At 54.0% G+C, this 17,426-nt stretch carries 9 protein-coding genes; 3 read left to right on the forward strand and 6 right to left on the reverse strand.

Features of this window, described 5'->3' with window-relative positions; translation table 11 throughout:
* The first annotated feature begins 498 nt into the window (after nucleotides 1–498).
* Complete coding sequence (locus BST81_RS13070) at nucleotides 499–1,695, forward strand: lactate racemase domain-containing protein (protein WP_075598935.1); 1,197 nt, start codon at nucleotides 499–501, stop codon at nucleotides 1,693–1,695.
* On the opposite strand, the gene BST81_RS13075 is transcribed toward BST81_RS13070, so the two are convergent.
* Nucleotides 1,652–2,671 (reverse strand): AEC family transporter, encoded by a 1,020-nt coding sequence (locus tag BST81_RS13075; RefSeq protein WP_075598936.1) that lies wholly within the window; start codon nucleotides 2,669–2,671, stop codon nucleotides 1,652–1,654. The genes BST81_RS13070 and BST81_RS13075 overlap by 44 nt on opposite strands.
* A gap of 407 nt (nucleotides 2,672–3,078) precedes the next feature.
* Between BST81_RS13075 and BST81_RS13080 the strand changes: the two genes are divergently transcribed.
* Both BST81_RS13080 and BST81_RS13085 read left to right on the forward strand, forming a co-directional pair.
* Entirely contained in the window at nucleotides 3,079–4,455 is a 1,377-nt protein-coding gene (locus BST81_RS13080) for an ABC transporter substrate-binding protein (RefSeq protein ID WP_075598937.1), read from the forward strand.
* 206 nt (nucleotides 4,456–4,661) lie between these two features.
* Nucleotides 4,662–7,772, forward strand: coding sequence for a response regulator (locus tag BST81_RS13085; protein WP_075598938.1), 3,111 nt, complete (start codon nucleotides 4,662–4,664; stop codon nucleotides 7,770–7,772).
* 2 nt (nucleotides 7,773–7,774) lie between these two features.
* Here the strand turns inward: BST81_RS13085 and BST81_RS13090 are convergent, their stop codons facing one another.
* The 5 genes from BST81_RS13090 to BST81_RS13110 are packed head-to-tail and all read right to left on the reverse strand — an operon-like array spanning nucleotide 7,775 to nucleotide 17,414.
* Nucleotides 7,775–10,204: a VgrG-related protein gene (locus BST81_RS13090; RefSeq protein WP_075598939.1), complete on the reverse strand. Its 2,430-nt coding sequence runs from the start codon at nucleotides 10,202–10,204 to the stop codon at nucleotides 7,775–7,777.
* A gap of 24 nt (nucleotides 10,205–10,228) precedes the next feature.
* Nucleotides 10,229–10,744 carry a hypothetical protein gene (locus tag BST81_RS13095; RefSeq protein ID WP_075598940.1) on the reverse strand — a complete coding sequence of 172 codons (516 nt, stop codon included), beginning with the start codon at nucleotides 10,742–10,744 and terminating at the stop codon, nucleotides 10,229–10,231.
* A 31-nt stretch (nucleotides 10,745–10,775) separates the two neighbouring features.
* A complete protein-coding gene (locus BST81_RS13100) occupies nucleotides 10,776–16,460 on the reverse strand; it encodes a hypothetical protein (RefSeq protein WP_075598941.1) in 5,685 nt (1,894 codons plus the stop codon).
* A gap of 7 nt (nucleotides 16,461–16,467) precedes the next feature.
* Nucleotides 16,468–17,022 carry a phage tail protein gene (locus tag BST81_RS13105; RefSeq protein WP_075598942.1) on the reverse strand — a complete coding sequence of 185 codons (555 nt, stop codon included), beginning with the start codon at nucleotides 17,020–17,022 and terminating at the stop codon, nucleotides 16,468–16,470.
* Nucleotides 17,022–17,414, reverse strand: a complete 393-nt coding sequence (locus BST81_RS13110) for a hypothetical protein (protein WP_143780330.1) — start codon at nucleotides 17,412–17,414, stop codon at nucleotides 17,022–17,024. Before BST81_RS13110 ends, BST81_RS13105 begins: the two co-directional genes overlap by 1 nt.
* Between the last annotated feature and the right edge of the window lie 12 nt (nucleotides 17,415–17,426).

Consider the following 17,426-nt stretch of genomic DNA (forward strand, 5'->3'; position numbering starts at 1 on the left):
AGACCTATCAATACCATTCATCGCAGATCGAAGCATATCCGTCCTTTCCATAACAAGTCAGATCACCGTATTTTTATGAAAGAAATTATATTATCCTGTTGGCCTGTCAGCGATTGAACAGAGTGCATCCCACTTTTGTAGCCCACCCTGCAGGAAGCAAGCTACACCCTAAATCCCTCTCCCAGAACGGGAGAGGAATTTAGAATCTGGCTCCCCTTCTCCCAAAAAGGGAGAAGGGGCTGGGGGATGTAGACGCGCAGCGGCTTCCCCTTGGGTGGGCAACCTTGCAAAACTGGGATGCTCTCATTGAACAGACCTGAGAGGCTGCAAACCCACCTTTCCTTGGAGGGGATTTAAAGTAAGTAGGTAGACCTAATGATTTGTAGGAAGGGTGGAGTGAAGCGAAACCCATGCGGTTGTTGGGTTTCATTCTTCAAAGCAACCTACGCCATCTGTAATTTAATTACGCCCACCTTCTTAGCGCTGAGCGATTGATCTATGCAAAGAATCAAATTAGAGGTCCCTTCCGTACTCTCTAGAGAAGAAATTTTACAGAAACTGGCCTTATTTTTCGACACTGTAGTGCTGACTGGACGGAAGGTTTTGATTATCTGTGAGGATGTCACTCGCTCTACCCCGATCGACCTGTTCTTTCCAGATTTTTTACAGTATCTCCAGCGTCGAGCGGCTGCTGTTACAGTTTTGTTTGCCCTGGGCACCCATCGACCCATGACCCATCTGGAAATGGTGCAGAAACTGGGTCTGACTGATGAGCAAGCCAGGGAACTGCCCCTGCTCAACCACAATGCCTTTGACGAAGCGGCCTTGGTGGATGTGGGAGCAGTGGAATCGGTGCCCCTAAAGGTGAATCGGGCTCTGGCTGAACATGAGGTGATTGTGGCCCTGGGCAGCGTTCTGCCCCATCGGGTCATGGGCTTTTCGGGTGGGGCTAAGTATCTTTGTCCGGGGGTGGCGAATAAGGCCATGATTGACTACACCCACTGGAAGAGCAACCTGTTTCCCGAAGAGCAGGTGATGGGGAATATTGACAATCCGATTCGGCTGATTCTGGATGCGATCGCCGATCAGATCGCCGATCGCTTGCCGGGAGACTACGTCTCGATTAACTGTGTGACGGCTCCCGACGGGATTGTGGATCTGTTTGTGGGCAGTTTTTATCAGTCTTACCGGCAGGCTGCTGCCCTGACAGCCCAGGTTCTGTTCAAAACCGTCCCGGAATGTTCCAGGCTGCTGGCCATCCTGGACGATAAATGCACTGACTTCTGGCAGGGAGCCAAAGCTGTGTATAACTGTGGGGCGGTGATTCGGGATGGGGGCACGATCGTCATCCAGGGCGCACTACCGGAAGGGATCTCTGCCAGTCACGGCCCCGTGATCGAAAAGTTTGGCTATTCCACACCGGAACAGATCTTTGCTCTGGTTGAAGCTGGGGAGTTTACTGATCAGGTGGTTGTAGCCAGCCACATGGTTCGGGTGAGTCAACGGCTACAGCGCCTGAACATCTTCCTGGCTTCAGAAAATATCGACCCGGCCACCTGTGAACGGGTGAACCTGGGATATCGCGACCCCCGATCGATCGACGAAGCAGAATTTGACTATGTGGTGTATAACCCGGCTGATTTAATCCTGGTTAAACCTGAGGACCAAACAGGAACATCCAGAGCGGTAGCGTAAATAGCAAAGAGATCGACCCAAAGACCACGGCAGTCACAGCCAGTTCCTGGTCCAGATTGTAAGCCTCGGCATAGAGGATGGTGGCAAAGGAGGGAGGCATGGCCATCATCAGCACAATCACCAGACGGGGATCACCGGTTACACCAAAAAACATCAGGCCGGTGCCTACAATCAGGGGCACGGCCACCATTTTGATCGCCAGACAGGTAAAGGCCTGATTGAGCTTGCTGAGGCTGGCCAGATGGCTCAACTGCATCCCAATCAGAACCAGGGACAGGTTGACGATCGTTTTGGCTCCGGTTTGTAAGCTTTGTTCCACTAAACCGGGCAATGGGATATTCTGCACTGCAATCCCAATCACAAAACTCCAGAGGGCTGGGTTTTTCAGCAACACCATGACGAGATTTTGCGATTGTTGCCGTTGCTCCCCTTCCTTTCTCTTGCCAAAGTGAGCGGCAACCGTAAAGCCCAGACCATGCAGCCCCAGGGTTGTGCCGAAGGTATTGTAAAGGACGGCCCAGACAAAGTATTCTGGCCCCACCAGGGACAGTACCACTGGAAAACCCATGTAGGCGGTATTGCCCACCATCATGGCCATGAGAAAACTACCCTGAGTGCCCCGGCCCCAGGCCGTTTCCATCCCCCTCTGGTCACTATCTTGTTCACCGTTGGATTTGATCCCTAACGCCAGGGCTTTTAAGCGCTCATCGTTGACCCCTAATTCAATCCAGATCCAGGCCAGACAGGCTCCGACAATGATGGCGACCCAGGCTGCCACCGGCGCAATCAGAATGTAACCAGTGAGATTGGTGCGGCGCATGAAGGCCACAATACTGATGGGGATGCCGACCCAATACAGGGCTTTGCCCACATACTTAGGGGAACTCCGGGGAAGGAGCCGCCCCAACACATATCCCAACACGGCCCAACCAATCAGGCTGGCATAAAGATTAATCAGTGGATTTTCCAGATTCATAACAGCCGTTTAAGCACCTTGGGCCAGAGAGGGGAAACCAATAAAATGTTTCAATCGATTGAAGTACGGACAGCCATAGCCAATCGCATTTCACCTGCCAGAGAATCGCGACCAAGCGGGGGCAATGGCCATAGCTTTCTTCCTGAACCCCCGTATTGTGAGGATTCTAATATTTATACCGAAAGAAATGGAACCGACCCGAAAGAATGGAATAATAACCGTGGTTAATTGAATCTTCGGGTTCTACTAACTCCTATCAGTTGTAAATTATTCTGATTGTGAGTAATTTTGCACTCCTTTGATCTGATATAGACTGTATGCCCAGTGAATGGGTACCAGGTGTCATTCTTATCAGATTTTCAACCTTAGATTTAATGTTAGGCGGACTTTCAATGTCAGGTATAGCGATGCGTAAGCGGATAGTAACCCTGGTAGTACTGTTTTTCCTGTTTTTTGGATTGGCCACCTGTACCAATACTCCTAACCCCAATCCCACCTCCAATACTCCCACCCAACAAGATGGCAAATTTCGAGTCTGGTGGCAGCAAGGTTTTTACCCAGAAGAAGCTGAGGCCATTCGGAAATTGGTGGCTGATTGGGAACGGAAAAGTGGTCAGAAGGCTGAGCTGACTCTTTTCAGTGATAAAGACATTGTCAGAGAGACAGAGAATGCGATCGCAACCGGCCAAACTCCTGATTTGATGTTTAATCCGGCTGTGGATCTGACCCTGATTCCCCGTCTGGCTTGGGATAACAAGCTGGCTGATGTTTCTGATGTGATTGAGCCAATCAAGAGCTTCTATACCCCAGAAGGCTTGGCTACCGTCAATTATAAGAACAAAAGCCAGAACAAACGGAGCTATTATGCCGTTCCGATCGGCCTGCAATCTTCCCACATTCACTACTGGCGTCCGATGTTGAAGGAAGCTGGCTCAGATGAAAAGGTGCCCGAGGGCTGGGATAGCTTCTGGAAGTACTGGGAAACGGCCCAGGATAAGTTGCGTGCCAAGGGTCAGAAAGATATCTATGGTCTTGGTCTGCCCATGTCCAGGGCCGCCAATGATACCTTTTACATTTTTGGTCAATTTCTAGAAGCTTATGAGGTTCAACTGCTGGATGCGCAAGGCCAGCTTCAGTTGGATAAGCCAGAAGTCAAGCAGGGTATTACTGAGGCCCTGAAGAAATACACCAGCTTTTACCAGAGCAAGCACGTCCCACCGGAAGCAATAGATTGGAACAACGCGGATAATAACGTCACGTTTCTCAGTCGTAGCACTGTGATGACGATCAACCCGTCTCTCTCCATTCCTGGTTCCCAGAGACAGGATCAGCAAACTTACCAGACGGACATGGCGACGATCGAGTGGCCGAATAAGCCGAATGATAAACCCATGACTTATCTGGCCGGGATCAAGCAAATTGTGATCTTTGAAAACTCAGTGCACAAGAAAGAAGCCAAGGATCTGTTGGCTTATCTGGTCCAACCAGAAAACCTGGCCGCCTTCCTGAAAGATTCCCAGGGCCGCTTCTTCCCAATTATGCCGAAATTACTGGAAGACCCCTTCTGGGCAAATGCGAAAGATCCTCATATTTCCAGTGCGGTGAGGCAATATCGCTTCTGGCGGCCTTATCAGCAGGCTCTGAACCCTGCCTACACGGAGGTTCAGGCTCAGAATATCTGGGGATCTGCCATTCTGGATGTGGTGAAGAATGGTCTTTCAGTTGAGCAGGCAACCGACAAAGCGATCGCCAAGATTAAAACAATCTTTAGCGAATGGACGTAAGGAGGATGGAGAGCTTTACAGCCTCTCCATAGGGATAGGGTTATTCTGTTGAAACAGGGTTGAGTCAAGTTATCAAAACTCAGCCCTGAATCCTGTATCTGATTATCCCTGATCCTATTTTCAAACTGTTGTAGGGTGTAAGGGACTTTGCTCTCAGCAATGGAATGCCGTTCGGTAACGCTAAAGCGGCAGATTAAGGGGTAGATATGAACTTTCTTAAGAAAAGCCTGCTGTCTAAGCTGGTTGGCTATTTCTTTCTGCTATCAGCTTTCACAGTCAGCATCCTCGCCTGGACGGTTAACGATCGGGCTAGGGATTCTCTGAAACAATCGGTGTTCGATCGCTTGACGGTGGCTACTTCCTTGAAAGAGTACCAGCTCAATCAGTGGATTGACGACCAGCGTCGAGATGTGGTGTTGATCAGTCAATTGCCAGAGATTCAGCGCGAGGTCGAAGTCCTGCTGAAGCAGAAGCCTGGGGATGAGGCTTACAAAACCTCCTACGAAATCATCAAAGAATATTTGACCAATATCGCCGGGATCAAACCCCAAATTGATGACATTTCGATCCTGACCAACGGTGGCATCGTCGTCTTCTCAACGGATACCAAGCGCGTGGGTAAGTACCAGCCGCTGGGGAACACCACCACTTACTTCAATCCTGAGAAAGATTTTGTCGTCAAACCGAATTTTTATACCTCGGTGATTACGGGTAAGCCAATGATGACCTTTGCGACCCCGATTACAAGCAAGGAACGGGGGCGGGTAGCAGTCGTGGCGGTTGACCTGAACCTGGATGGCATTGATGCCATTATTCGAGAAAAAACGGGTCTGGGGAAAACCGGTGAAACCTATCTGGTCGGCAGTCTGGAACGGAAAAACACCTTTATTTCCGGGGAAAAATATGGACAGAAAGTCTTTGTTGATGGCATTTCCAGCATCGGGATTGACTCTGCGATGAATGCCAGGGATGGCAGTGGTCTTTACAAGAACTATGCCAAAGTCCCTGTGATTGGGGTTTATGTCTGGTTGGAGAATCAGAACCTAGCACTGCTGGCTGAGATGAATCAGAGTGAAGCCTTTGCGCCAGCCCGCCAGTTAGCTCGGGATATTCTGCTGCTCGGGTTAAGCTCAGCAACCCTGCTGCTGGTGGCAGTGTACTTGATGTCTCGCCGGATCACCCAACCCGTGCTGGCAATTACCAATGCGGCGATCGAAGTGGCCAATGGCAATTTAATGTCCACCGCCCCGGTTATGACCCAGGATGAAATTGGCATTCTGGCCCAGGCGTTCAATAAGATGACCAGCCAGTTGAAGCTATCGAATGCCCAGGTATCGGAGTATTCTCGCACGCTGGAGCACCAAGTCGAAGAACGCACGGCGGAGCTGGCCAGGGCCATGAGCGAAACCCAGGCAGCTCTGGCCTATGTGGGGGCTGTGATTGATAATCTGGCTGATGCACTTCTGGTGACCGATCCGAATGGGCGAATTAATCAAGCCAATCCTGCTCTGGAAGTTATTTATGGTCTCAAAGAGTCGGTCTTACTAGGGCAAGGTGTGCAGCAACTCCTGGGTGAAGAGGCCAGAACCCTGATCGAAGAAACCAAACAGAATCCAGGAGAGGCTAAGACTAAGGAATTTAAGTTACCTGGAAACCGTATTGGTAAAGCCGTAGCCACCGCGATCTTTAAAGTGGGGCCAGCGGAAGCAGGAGAAAATCTTTATACCGGCACCGTGATCCTGATTCGGGATATTACCCGTGAGAAGGAAGTCGATCAGATGAAGACAGACTTCATTTCGACCGTGTCTCATGAGTTGCGAACCCCCCTGACTTCAGTCCTGGGGTTTGCCAAGTTAATCCAGAAGAAGTTGGAAGAAAATATCTTCCCGGTCATTCAGACCGATGACAAAAAAGTCCAACGGGCCATGCGTCAGGTTGGGGAAAACATTGACATCATCGTGTCAGAGGGGCAGCGACTAACGACCCTGATCAATGATGTGCTGGATGTGGCCAAGATGGAGGCCGGTAAACTCGATTGGAAGATGGAACCGCTCCGAATTACCGAGATCCTCGATCGAGCCCTTGCCTCCACCTCGGCCCTGTTTGAACAGAAGGGGCTGCAACTTGTTCGGGAGGTTGATCCAGAACTGCCTGAATTTTTGGGCGATCGCGATCGGCTGATCCAGGTTGTCATTAATCTGATTTCTAATGCTGTGAAGTTTACGGACCAGGGGGCAGTCACCTGTAAAGCCTACAGGGCGGAGCGAGAAATTGTGGTCAGCGTGATTGACACTGGCATGGGAATCGCTGAAGTGGATCAACCCAAGGTGTTTGAGAAATTTAAGCAGGTGGGGGATACCCTGACTGATAAACCGAAAGGAACTGGCCTGGGTCTGCCAATCTGTAAGGAGATCCTGGAACACCACGGCGGCAGAATCTGGGTCGAGAGTAAGCTGGGCCAGGGGAGTATCTTTTCTTTTGCCCTGCCGTTTATTTCATCCGATGCTATCTCTGAGATCAAAACGGTCGATATCGATAAGCTGGTTCAGGAGCTACGGGACCAGGCAACTTCGACACAGTTGACTCAGAATGTAGGTCAAAAGACAGTCCTGGTTGTGGATGATGACATCAGTATTCGCGTGCTGTTGAGACAGCAACTGGAAACGGTAGGCTATCGGGTCCGCGAAGCGGAAGGGGGGATGGAAGCTATCAGTCAGGCGAAGAAAGATCCCCCGCACCTGATCATCCTGGATGTGATGATGCCCAAGATCAACGGCTTTGATGTGGCAGCGGTGATGAAGAATGATCCACTCACCATGGACATTCCCATCATCATCTACTCTGGAATTGAAGATCAAAATCGAGCCTATCGGATTGGGGTGGATCTCTACCTGACCAAATCCGGGGAGTCGGAGGAACTGCTAAAGCAGGTTGATCTGCTGATTACTCAAGGCACGTCTAAGAAAAAAGTGTTCATTGTGGATGAGGATGTCTCTACGATGAGAACCCTGGCTGAGGCTCTGGAGGCCAGAGGCTATAGTGTCGTTGAAATTATGACGGGCGAGGAGTTTAAGGAGCGGGTTCAGACATTGCAGCCGGATATGATCATTGCGGATGCTGATTTCTGGACCCAGTCAGAAATTGTCCGATCGCTTCAGTACGAAAAGGGAATGCAAAATATTTCCCTGTTGCTGTTACGGAGCAAAGCAGACGAAACGATGATGATCAATTCTGGCAATGGCAATTCTGCTGGCTCTGAAATTCCCTCTGATAGCAGCTCTGAGGCCGACCCCAACAATAGCTCAGTCTCTTCCTGAGATCAAAATCGGGAAATCCCATCCTTCACAAAGGACCCATTCAGGGTGAGTCCTCCGTTGATGGTGACATTGCCGTTGAGGACGATCGTGGGGGCCGAAATGGTCACGACAGAGGCAGTGAGGGTGATTGCGATTGGGGACAGGATATTGACTAGGGCGGCACCGGTCAGGTTCAGCATCCCTGGTGTGGGGAGGGTGATACTGAGGGAATCCGGTACTGCACTGATACTGATGCCAGGGGAAGTAAGATAGGCCTGCTGGGGTAACACCCTGGCAGAGGAGCCCGTGCCAGCGACCAGGGTCACCCCTCCCAGGGAAAGCTGATTAATATAGCCCCCGGTCAGTTCAATGCTGCTCAAAAAGTTGGCGACCTTTGCGGTCAGCATCTGAGCGGCTGTTCCGGGAACCTGGGACGCCTGCGCCCCCAGGGCTGCGAAGGCACCGGCAGAAAACAGGGTTCCCAGAATCGGGGGACTCCCGGCATTGATCACCACATTGCCGCTGGTATTCAGGTTGATCTGGGGTTGCAGGGATAGGGCGGTGGGCACATCCACCAGGCTGATACTCTGGCGGGCGGCTGTTTGTAAACTGATGCCCGATTCCGAACCTGCATCATTCAGTTTCAGTCCATGCTGACGAGAGGTTTTGAGTTGAATACAACTCACCTGAGCCCGATCAAGGTCGCACAGATCCAGGGTATGCCCTCCCGCAGTCCACAAATGGTTGCCCTTGAATCCCAGTAGGGGGGCAAGGCCAAACAGGGACGTTGCTGATCCACTTGCCTGACCGGTTTCAGATAAGGCAGCCGTGGTTGATGCATCCTGCTCGGCAAATTGGAGTTGATGCCCCACTCGGGTTTTGAAGGTTCGCAGGCGCACCGTGCCCATGTCAGAACCTGATGAAACGACGGAATTAATCGTATTGGGGGCAGAGGCGAAGCTCTCTGGCGGTTTATCAATGCCATTCCAGACCCCACCCAGGATGTAGGGTCGATGAATGTCGCCATGTTCGAATGCCACCAGAACTTCATCTCCAATTTCCGGCAGACAGTCAAACCCCCGACTGGCCCCAGCCCCCACCGCCACCATTCTGGCCCAATAACTGTTGTGCTCTTCCGATAGGGTAGGAAATTTGACCCGCACCCGTCCCCAGCCGTTGGGGTCCCGATTTTCGGTGACGATGCCCACCAGGAAGGTCTGGCCGGGTCGCAGGGGATGGCGAGGGGCGATCGTACTCAACAGATCCCCACTCCGCAGCCCCCGCACACTGAATTCTGTCGTGTAGATATTGTTGTCGTACAGATGTCGGGTTTCAGTGACATAATACTGACCCGTGTATTTGCCCATATCTGTGAGCTTGACGACCCGTCCAGCCCGAATCTCCGGATTGCCTTCCGCCCGCGCATCGGCATAGATGAATTCCCCACCCAGCTCATCATAGAGGGCCTGGGCAATCATTTCGGCTTCTTCAATCCCAAACACGGGTTGATCCACCACCACCATACGGGGACTGGCCGGTTTGCCGTTAAAGATACTGGCCGTCTCATTGCCGTCACCCTGATCGGTGCTGGTCAGGACCTGGGCACTGCTCTTAATGGAAACGATCGGCTGTTTGCGGCTATAGTCCCAACTGCGAACCTCAACGGCACTGACCTGTTCCGCACTACTGGCCCGGACCCGAAAACCCAGGAGTGTGTCCTGCCAGACCAGGGTGAGGGTTGTCTCGGCAGTGGGCTTGCGAAAGTAGAGCTTGCTGTTTTCAACAAAGAGTTCGAAGCCGTGGCGGGCGGCACGCTCCCGCAGGAACTCCATGTTGGTCTGATTTTCCTGGAAGACATAGCCATTCACGCCACTGATGTCGTTATAGCCATAGGGACCCTCAGTGGCCTCGATCGTCCCGGCTTGAATCCCGACCTCTCGCACAATCCGCGTCACAATATCGCTGTCGGTCATGTTCTGAAAGGAACGATTGTAGCGGCCCCGGTGTAAGCGATGGGAGATATCGTAGCCCCGGATGACGATCGGGGCCTGGGATTGCAGGCTGAAGTGGGCCTCGATCGCCGTCACTTCCCCTTCAATGACATAGGTGTAGGTGCGCTGGGTTTGAGTCGAAAACTGGTCAGTTTCAATATCGTAGGTGGATTCTACTGTCTGACCGGTTGAGTAATTCTCGTCCTGGGTGGTACGGGAGGCGAAGCCGATCCGGATGCCGCTGCCAAACTGAAACAGGGAATCGTAGCGCCAGGGTTCATCATCCTCGTTAACTGGCATGTAGGAATTGCCAATCACAAGGGTGAACATGGCGGGCAGGTGGAGACTTTCTTCAACAGTGAGTTGCAGGATATCTCCCAGAAGTTCTTCTGAAGCGGCGGTCCAGTTGTCGCCCCCCACTTCTCCAAACTCAATCATGAAATCAGCAATGTAACTGGGCATGGTAATTGGTGCTACGACGAAGCCTTAATTCTGTTTCGGTGCGCCGATACTTTGATCCTCTAGCTGTTGCAATTTCAGACTAACCTTGGCCCGCACGGGGGTGCCACTGGGTAAAAACAGGGTCAGTTGATAGCTGACGGATTCAATAAAGCAACGTCTCAAATACCGCTGTCGATCGCCCCAGACAAAGCTGTAGAGGGGGGGGCGGCGCACCCGGGCATACCAATCATAGGCATTGAAATCCAGGCCAGCCACAATTTTGTTAATGTAGACTTCCATCACGCTCTGACCGGTTTCAAAGGTGTCATAGATAATGTTGTCGATGCTAATTTTGATCGGGTTGGGACCGGCGAAGCTCACTTTTTTCAGCAGACTGGCTGTGCGCGTATTCCCTTCCACATTATTGTTGACTTCCACGCTCCGTTCAAAATTCAACTGACTGGGGTTGAACTGAAATTCGATCGGTTGAACGGTGGGGCGCTCCCCTATGGCAGGGACGAGTCTGGCTTTGACAAGGGTTGTGGCTGGGCTGTAGACCATAGTTTGTTCTCCTACGGGATCAAACGAAAGGTTATCGATTCAAACGGTCTGAACGGTACAATCGCCCGTGGCGCTCTCGCTCCACTTCCAGGCGTTGTCGGAGCAATCCATAAATTTCACGGGCCAGAAACTCCAGATTTGCGACATCTTCCGTGCGCTGTTCCGGGGACAGCGCTTCAGTAATAGCCTGAGAAACAACGGTTGTCACCGTGGCATCGGCTGCAGCTATGCTGGTTGGGCTTTGATTTCCCAAGGCATCTTTGTACTTGATGATGTCCGAGTATTGTGCATCTCCCGGTTGATTGGCATCTGCAGCCAGACCGACCATGGGGTCTGCTTTCTGGATGGGGGTCAGCTCAAAGGGGAAGCCGCCATCCCCGATCGGTTGCACATCTGGAGCCCGGATCGTCAAATCAAAGTCTGACTCAGACTGATGGTCTTCTCGATAACGCTGGACGACGGGCAGACTGGCTGGAGCAGGCGCAGACCCTGACTCTCCTCCCCTGGGTGATCCGGGTGCCTCGGCTGCACTGGCCCCCAACAGTTCCTCAATACTGGACCAGGAATCCGGGATCTCACCTCCGAGTCCACCTGCAAACTTCGCACCAGAGAACTGGCTGGGCAGCAGGCTAGGGATGGGGGTGACGGATTTGGCCTGCACGATCGGCAGGGAGCCTGGGGCAGGAGGCTCTCCCTGAGCGTCTAGTTCAGGGCTGGTCTGGGGCCAGGACTCACCGACAGCTTCTCCGATCGGAGTCCCCTCCATGGGTTCCAGACCATCCTGGAGGGAAAAAGAGTCGGCACTCTGCTTGGTCTGAGCAGTTCCTTCTCCCAGGGGATGCTGATGGCCCAGATTTTGCAGCACGGTGGGTAATTCGGGCAGGGGGGCTCCGGCGGCGAGGAGTTGGGCCACAGTGCGATCGGTCCCGGAGGCTGGCTCGGATGGGGCTGTCTCTAAGCTCCCAGAGGCAACAGGAGAGGCAGGAACCCGTTGAATCCTGGGAGTTTCTACTGGTGTCCTCGGTTCAGCTTGGTCAGCAGCAGGAGTTCTGACTTCTGTAAATCGCTGGATTCCAGCTCCTTCGCTGACTGGAGAGTGTGGGACATCCCGTGAATCGGATGCTGTCCCAGTCTCGGCAGGGGTGTCTGCTGATCCAGCCTGTCGGTCCGATCGATCTGCTGCCAATGCCTGGATCGCTGCTGGCTCAGCCCCTGGCATTGATTCACGTCCTACCGTTGATTGAGTGACGGTGGCAGGGTCGTTCTGCTGTTCCGTTGGGAGTTCCGCAAAGTGCTGAATAGCTGTTGAGCCAGGCTCTGACGCAGTGGTAGAACTTGCTGGGGGTTCGGTAGCAGTGGCAGGGATTTCTGCCAAGGGTTGAATGACTTCTGGTTTAGCGCCTGGGATACTGACGGGACTTTCCCTCGCATCAGGAGTAGTGGGAGCAGGGCTGCCTGGGAGATGGGCAGGGCTTACGGCGAATGGCTGGATAGCACCGGGTTCAGGCCCTCCAGATTCAGACCCTCCAGATTCAGCGGCAGTTACCGTTTGCCCCTGTGGGACTACTGGACTTTCTGAGAATGACTGAATAACTGCTGGCTCAGCTTCTGATGGGACTGCAGGACTTTCCGTCGAATCAAGGGTAGTGGGGGCAGGGCTTGTGGCGAATGACTGGCTAGCACCGGGTTCAGACGCTCCAGATGCAGTGGTGGTTGCCGTTTGGTCTTCCAGGGTGGGTGGACTGGCTGCGAGGCGCTGAATGCCTGCTGGTCCAGCTCCAGGGCTTGCGGTTGATTCAGGCACAGTTGCGGATCCATCTTGAAGATCGGCAGGACTTGCCGTGAATGACGGAATGGCTACCGATTCCGTCTCTGGGGTAGTTGTAGGGACTTCCGCCGCTGCAGCCATGGTAGCTGTTTGGTCTTCCAGGGTGGGTGGACTGGCTGCAAGGCGCTGAATGGCTGCTGGTTGAGACCCTCCAGATTCAGATCCATCTCCAGATTCAGCAGCAGTTGCGGCTGGTGCATCTGGCCGGTTGGCTGAGACTGCGGCAAACCGCTGAATGCCTGGAACATCCCCCAGAGGAGGTTCTGTTGAACTCCAGGCACGTTCACCTGCAGGCTCATCTGCTGGGTCACCCGATCGCCCGGAGTCAGGTCGATCGGGTGTGATCTCTGCGGCCAACCGCTGTATACCTGGCCTTACTGGAGCAGGAGTTCCATCGGGGGGAGGGAAGGTTGTTTCTGGATCGGGTTGAATCCCTGCAGTCTCAAGGCCTGTGAGGGTAACCGGCCCATCCGCTGCTGGCCGATCGCCCTCGTCTGCCTGGGGTTGAACCGCAGTTGGGTCAGCCGATGCCATCAATGGGGACTGATCGGGAGAGGGGAGAGATTCTGCCCCAGCCAAGCGCTGAATCCCTGACTCGGCATTGGCAGAAGGAGAACTGGTCCGGTCTGGAGCGTTGTCTGTTGTTTCGACATCGGGAAATGGAAGGGGAGCTGGCTCAGTTGGTGGAACCGTTGCAGAATCAGCGGAAAATTCAATCCCCCTATCCTCTGGCGATCTTTGGATCCCGATCGTCTCTGTGAATCCAGTAGAACTGGCCAGGTCAGGGGCAGCGGATGCTTTATCCCATGATTGAACCTGGGATGGCTCAGAAATAGGGGTGGACTCAGGGGCTTCTCCAGAATCAGAACTGGCCGGTGCTGAAAATCGTTGGACAATAGAGGGGTCGGAAGCCACAGCCGCTTCGAACGAGCTCCCAGTCTCATCTGTTGCCGCTTCGAATCGTTGCAGGGCTGCATCAACTGAAGACTCTACAGGGCTATCAGCAGGTTCTGGAATAGCATCTGCTGGTGCTGCCACTTGTTGTACTGGAGCATCAATCGGCAGATTTGTGGTGTCTGCTGGGAGTAGGGCGGCATCCGTGGAGGATTCGGCAGGGCTGTCAGCAGGTTCTGGAATAGCATCTGCTGGTGCTGCCACTTGTTGTACTGGAGCATCAATCGGCAGATTTGTGGTGTCTGCTGGGAGTAGGGCGGCATCCGTGGAGGATTCGGCAGGGCTGTCAGCAGGTTCTGGAATAGCATCTGCTGGTGCTGTTAATCGTTGTTGTGCAGCATCAATTGGCAATACTGGAGAGGGATTGCCAGGACGATCGCCACCTTCAACGAGATCGATCGATCTCTGAATGCCGCTGTCTTCTCCCGCCGATACTGACTCCGGCATCACTGGCCCATCGGTACCCAGATCAGGGATTGTCGCAGCCGCCTCCGATCGGAAACCTTGCCCCCCAGGCTGATCAGGGCCAGCGGCAACAGGGCCAGTGGGAACAGGAACGGGAGGGTTCTCTCCTGGAGCCATGGCAGGATCAGCCGAGACAGGCGGAATCCTGGGAGGGGCTCCACCTGCGATCGCGATATCTGGGGTTTGCTGGATCGCTGCAGGTCTCTCCCCAGGTGTTGACGGTCGATCAGGCACGATCGCTGGGATTGGCATCGTTGTCTCTGTCGGTCCACCACTATTAGCCCTGGCTGCGATGCGGGCATCTGGGCTGATGCTCTCCGGGAAGGATGGCATCGGAGGAGTGGGAGGAGAAGGGGTTGGGGTTACAGAAGCAATGGTTTCTGCTGCAGATTGAATGGGTGGCGTGACATTGACATCAGTTGGGGTTACAGAAGCAATGGTTTCTGCTGCAGATTGAATGGGTGGCGTGACATTGGCATCAGTTGGGGTTACAGAAGCAATGGTTTCTGCTGCAGATTGAATGGGTGGTGTGACATTGGCATCAGTTGGGATTTCTGGTTCAATGGCTTCTGCGAAGGATGGAACGACTGTAGGGAAGTCAGGAGTAGAGGGGGCTGTCGGTTCATTGCCTTCCGGGAAAGATGGCTCAGCCAGGAATTCTGGGCTGTCCAATCGAATAGCAGGTCTCTCGATTTCCGATCGGACTTCTGGTTCTGGGCTTTCAGCTAACCGCTGAATTCCAGATTCAGCGGTTCCTGGGTCTGCAGGCAGGTGATCAGCAACTGTGGGGGGAGGGGCAGCAGCAGACTGGCGCTGGGCAGGCCGATCGGCTTTAGGTTGAACGATCGGGGATGATTCTGGCGATCGGGGTTGCCTGGAAAAAAGTTGCTTGAACCATCCGCCCAGGGTTTGCTGGGGCTGAGGGGCAGTTCCAGATGCAGGGGGTTTGGCCTCAGTTGGCGGTACAGGTTCTGGGGCAGCAGGTTGTGTTGGTGTTTCAGTTGTGGCGGGCGTGACCAAACCGGCGTCCTTGGCCTGGATAGGTTGTGGCAGGCTGACCGGCTCTGAAGCAGGGGAACTGACAGGCTCAGAGCGGACACCCAGAGGGGCTGCCGCTCCTGACATCTCCGCTGGTGCAGGTGATGGTAGACCTTCGCTGTCCAGGCTTTTTGTGGCCAATTGGGCAGAGGGATTGTCTGTCCCAGGGAACCCCTGCGGAGGAGACTGGGAGGCGATCGCTGGAACCTCTGGGGCTAACTGGGCAGAGGGATTGTCTGTCCCAGGGAACCCCTGTGGAGGAGACTGGGAGGCGATCGCCAGGGTTTCTGCTGCAGGGGGTTGGGAAACTGCTGTGGTCCCAGGGGTTTCTGGTCCAGGGATCGATGCCTGGAACGGACCTGTGGCCAGAGGAGCCTCAGGAGGAATGTCTGGTGATCGGGGGGCGATGGGGGGGGAAACTGGCTCAGCCGCTGGTTGAATTGACTCAGTGGCTCTGACAGCCCCCAAGTCCTGGGTCGAAGTCGTCGGTATCGGGTCCATCTCCGGCTGAGTTGACTCAGATCCTTCGGGTTGCTGGACTGCCTCAATTGGGGGAGAGGGCGAAAAGCTGGTTCCCTGCGGCCAGGAGGGAGCTGATTGAACGGGCTCAAGCGGGGGGGACATGCTGCGGTCAGCCAGCGGGGAGACTGGATTTTCTGTTCCAGAATTGACCAAAGTGTCAGAGTCTGGAGCAGGGGCTGCCTGGACGATTGGCGGGGTCTCTGCCGCGATCGCATCCAGAGCAGGCTGAACTGCTGCTGGGGCTGGACTGACATCTGCTGCCAGATCCATCGCCCCTGTTGCAGCGACCTCGGGCTGTTTCTCCAGGCTTGGGGACGAGGTGTCTGGATCTCTATCCTGGGCTGGTTGTAGAGGGGCTGCCCCAGATGGCTGAGCCGTGGTAGACGGGTCAGCAAGGAGAGCTTCTGGAACAACAGCCTCGCCTGTGCTGGCCGGTCTGGGTGGAAGGATATCCGGGGGCAGAGCAGGCTGGTCTATGCGATCGAAGACTGGTGGAACGATCGGGGCGTTTCCTGGGGATGAAAGCTTGGCCTGTGGAGCAGGCAAGGCAGGGGGCGCTGCCGCAGGCATAGCCACCGCAGGAGCGGCATCAGCCCGAAACTCCCCGTCCCCTGTGTCCCGGTTCTCAGGCAAGCTGATCTCCGTCGGGCGACTCTCCTCAGCAAAGGGAAAATCCTCAAACAGATTGCCCAGGGGTCGGTAGCCTGACAATCCCTGGGGAAAAAAGGTCGAGAAGTTGAAGCCAGACAGGGGTCTTGCCCCCAACGGAACCAGGAATTTAGGTTGCAGGAAACCAGAGCCCAGGGGGGGTGGCGGTAGCAGTGGATTTTTCAGGCCCAACGGCTCCTCTAGAGGGAGCATCTCCTCCACGTCCTGAGAGCTCGGACCTGCCTGTGGGGAATCCGCCATAGATCAATTAAGAGCTGAAGTAGCCAAGTCGATCGCGCTGCTGCAACTGGGTAATCCCGCCCCCACCAGAGTTAGCAATCACTTTCAGCCCTTCGTAAGCCAGGGTCAATTCTTCGATCGCCACAGCATTGGCATCTGCTTTCAGGGCAGGGGCCTTCCAGTTGATCGGTACAGCTCCCAGCAACGTCCAACACTGCATGGTTTGACCCGCTTGATTAAAGATGAGGATGTTAATATTGCGGCGCAACCCTCTACCTCCAGTCATAGCTTGCTGCATCCAGCCCCAGAAAATCAAACTGTTGGTTAAGCCCCGGCTCAGGGTGACTTCACTGAATGAAGAAGGCCCCAGCAGGATCCGCTCCTGATTATTCACGCCCCCTTCCTGAACTTTGGTGGTTGTAATCTTAACCCCCAGGCCCTGACAACCTGTAAACCAGGCTGTGAGTGTACTTTCCATCTCCACATAGAAACGGTTACCCGTTACATAGTTGAGGGCATAGGTGCTGCTGCTGTTCGTCTTATTGTTTGTGGTTGGGGGCTTATTATTCGTGTTTGAATACATCAGAAGTGCTCCCCGTAATGAATGCGACGCTCATGGGCCAGTCGCAACTCCTCTCGCATGAGCTCATACACCCGATCGGTCAATTTCTGCATCAGAAGGGGACTTTTCAAGACCTTTTGCACCAGATCGGTGGTGGGGGCATGCTCCTTCTTGGTGTTATCGCTCTGAATCCGACTCGTTGCCGTATAACCTGCGGGGCCTACGTTCACTTTCAGCGGCTTCAGAGAGGGCCGCACCACGACTTCCGTATTATTCAGGCTGGTTTTATCGCGGTAGCGCAGGGAGTACATGGGAGCAGGATATAGAACTGAAACCTGGCCAATCGGCCTAGTCAGAGTCAGTGTAGGCAAATTGTCCCCTGGCAGATAGTAGCCAAAAGTCGAATCAGCCACAAGCGAAACCAT

The organism is Leptolyngbya sp. 'hensonii', assembly GCF_001939115.1.
GTDB lineage: Bacteria > Cyanobacteriota > Cyanobacteriia.

Coding starts and splice junctions, on each gene's coding strand:
- BST81_RS13070 (WP_075598935.1), top strand. CDS start 499: ATGCAAAGAATCAAATTAGAGGTCCCTTCCGTACTCTCTAGAGAAGAA.
- BST81_RS13075 (WP_075598936.1), bottom strand. CDS start 2,671: ATGAATCTGGAAAATCCACTGATTAATCTTTATGCCAGCCTGATTGGT.
- BST81_RS13080 (WP_075598937.1), top strand. CDS start 3,079: ATGCGTAAGCGGATAGTAACCCTGGTAGTACTGTTTTTCCTGTTTTTT.
- BST81_RS13085 (WP_075598938.1), top strand. CDS start 4,662: ATGAACTTTCTTAAGAAAAGCCTGCTGTCTAAGCTGGTTGGCTATTTC.
- BST81_RS13090 (WP_075598939.1), bottom strand. CDS start 10,204: ATGCCCAGTTACATTGCTGATTTCATGATTGAGTTTGGAGAAGTGGGG.
- BST81_RS13095 (WP_075598940.1), bottom strand. CDS start 10,744: ATGGTCTACAGCCCAGCCACAACCCTTGTCAAAGCCAGACTCGTCCCT.
- BST81_RS13100 (WP_075598941.1), bottom strand. CDS start 16,460: ATGGCGGATTCCCCACAGGCAGGTCCGAGCTCTCAGGACGTGGAGGAG.
- BST81_RS13105 (WP_075598942.1), bottom strand. CDS start 17,022: ATGTATTCAAACACGAATAATAAGCCCCCAACCACAAACAATAAGACG.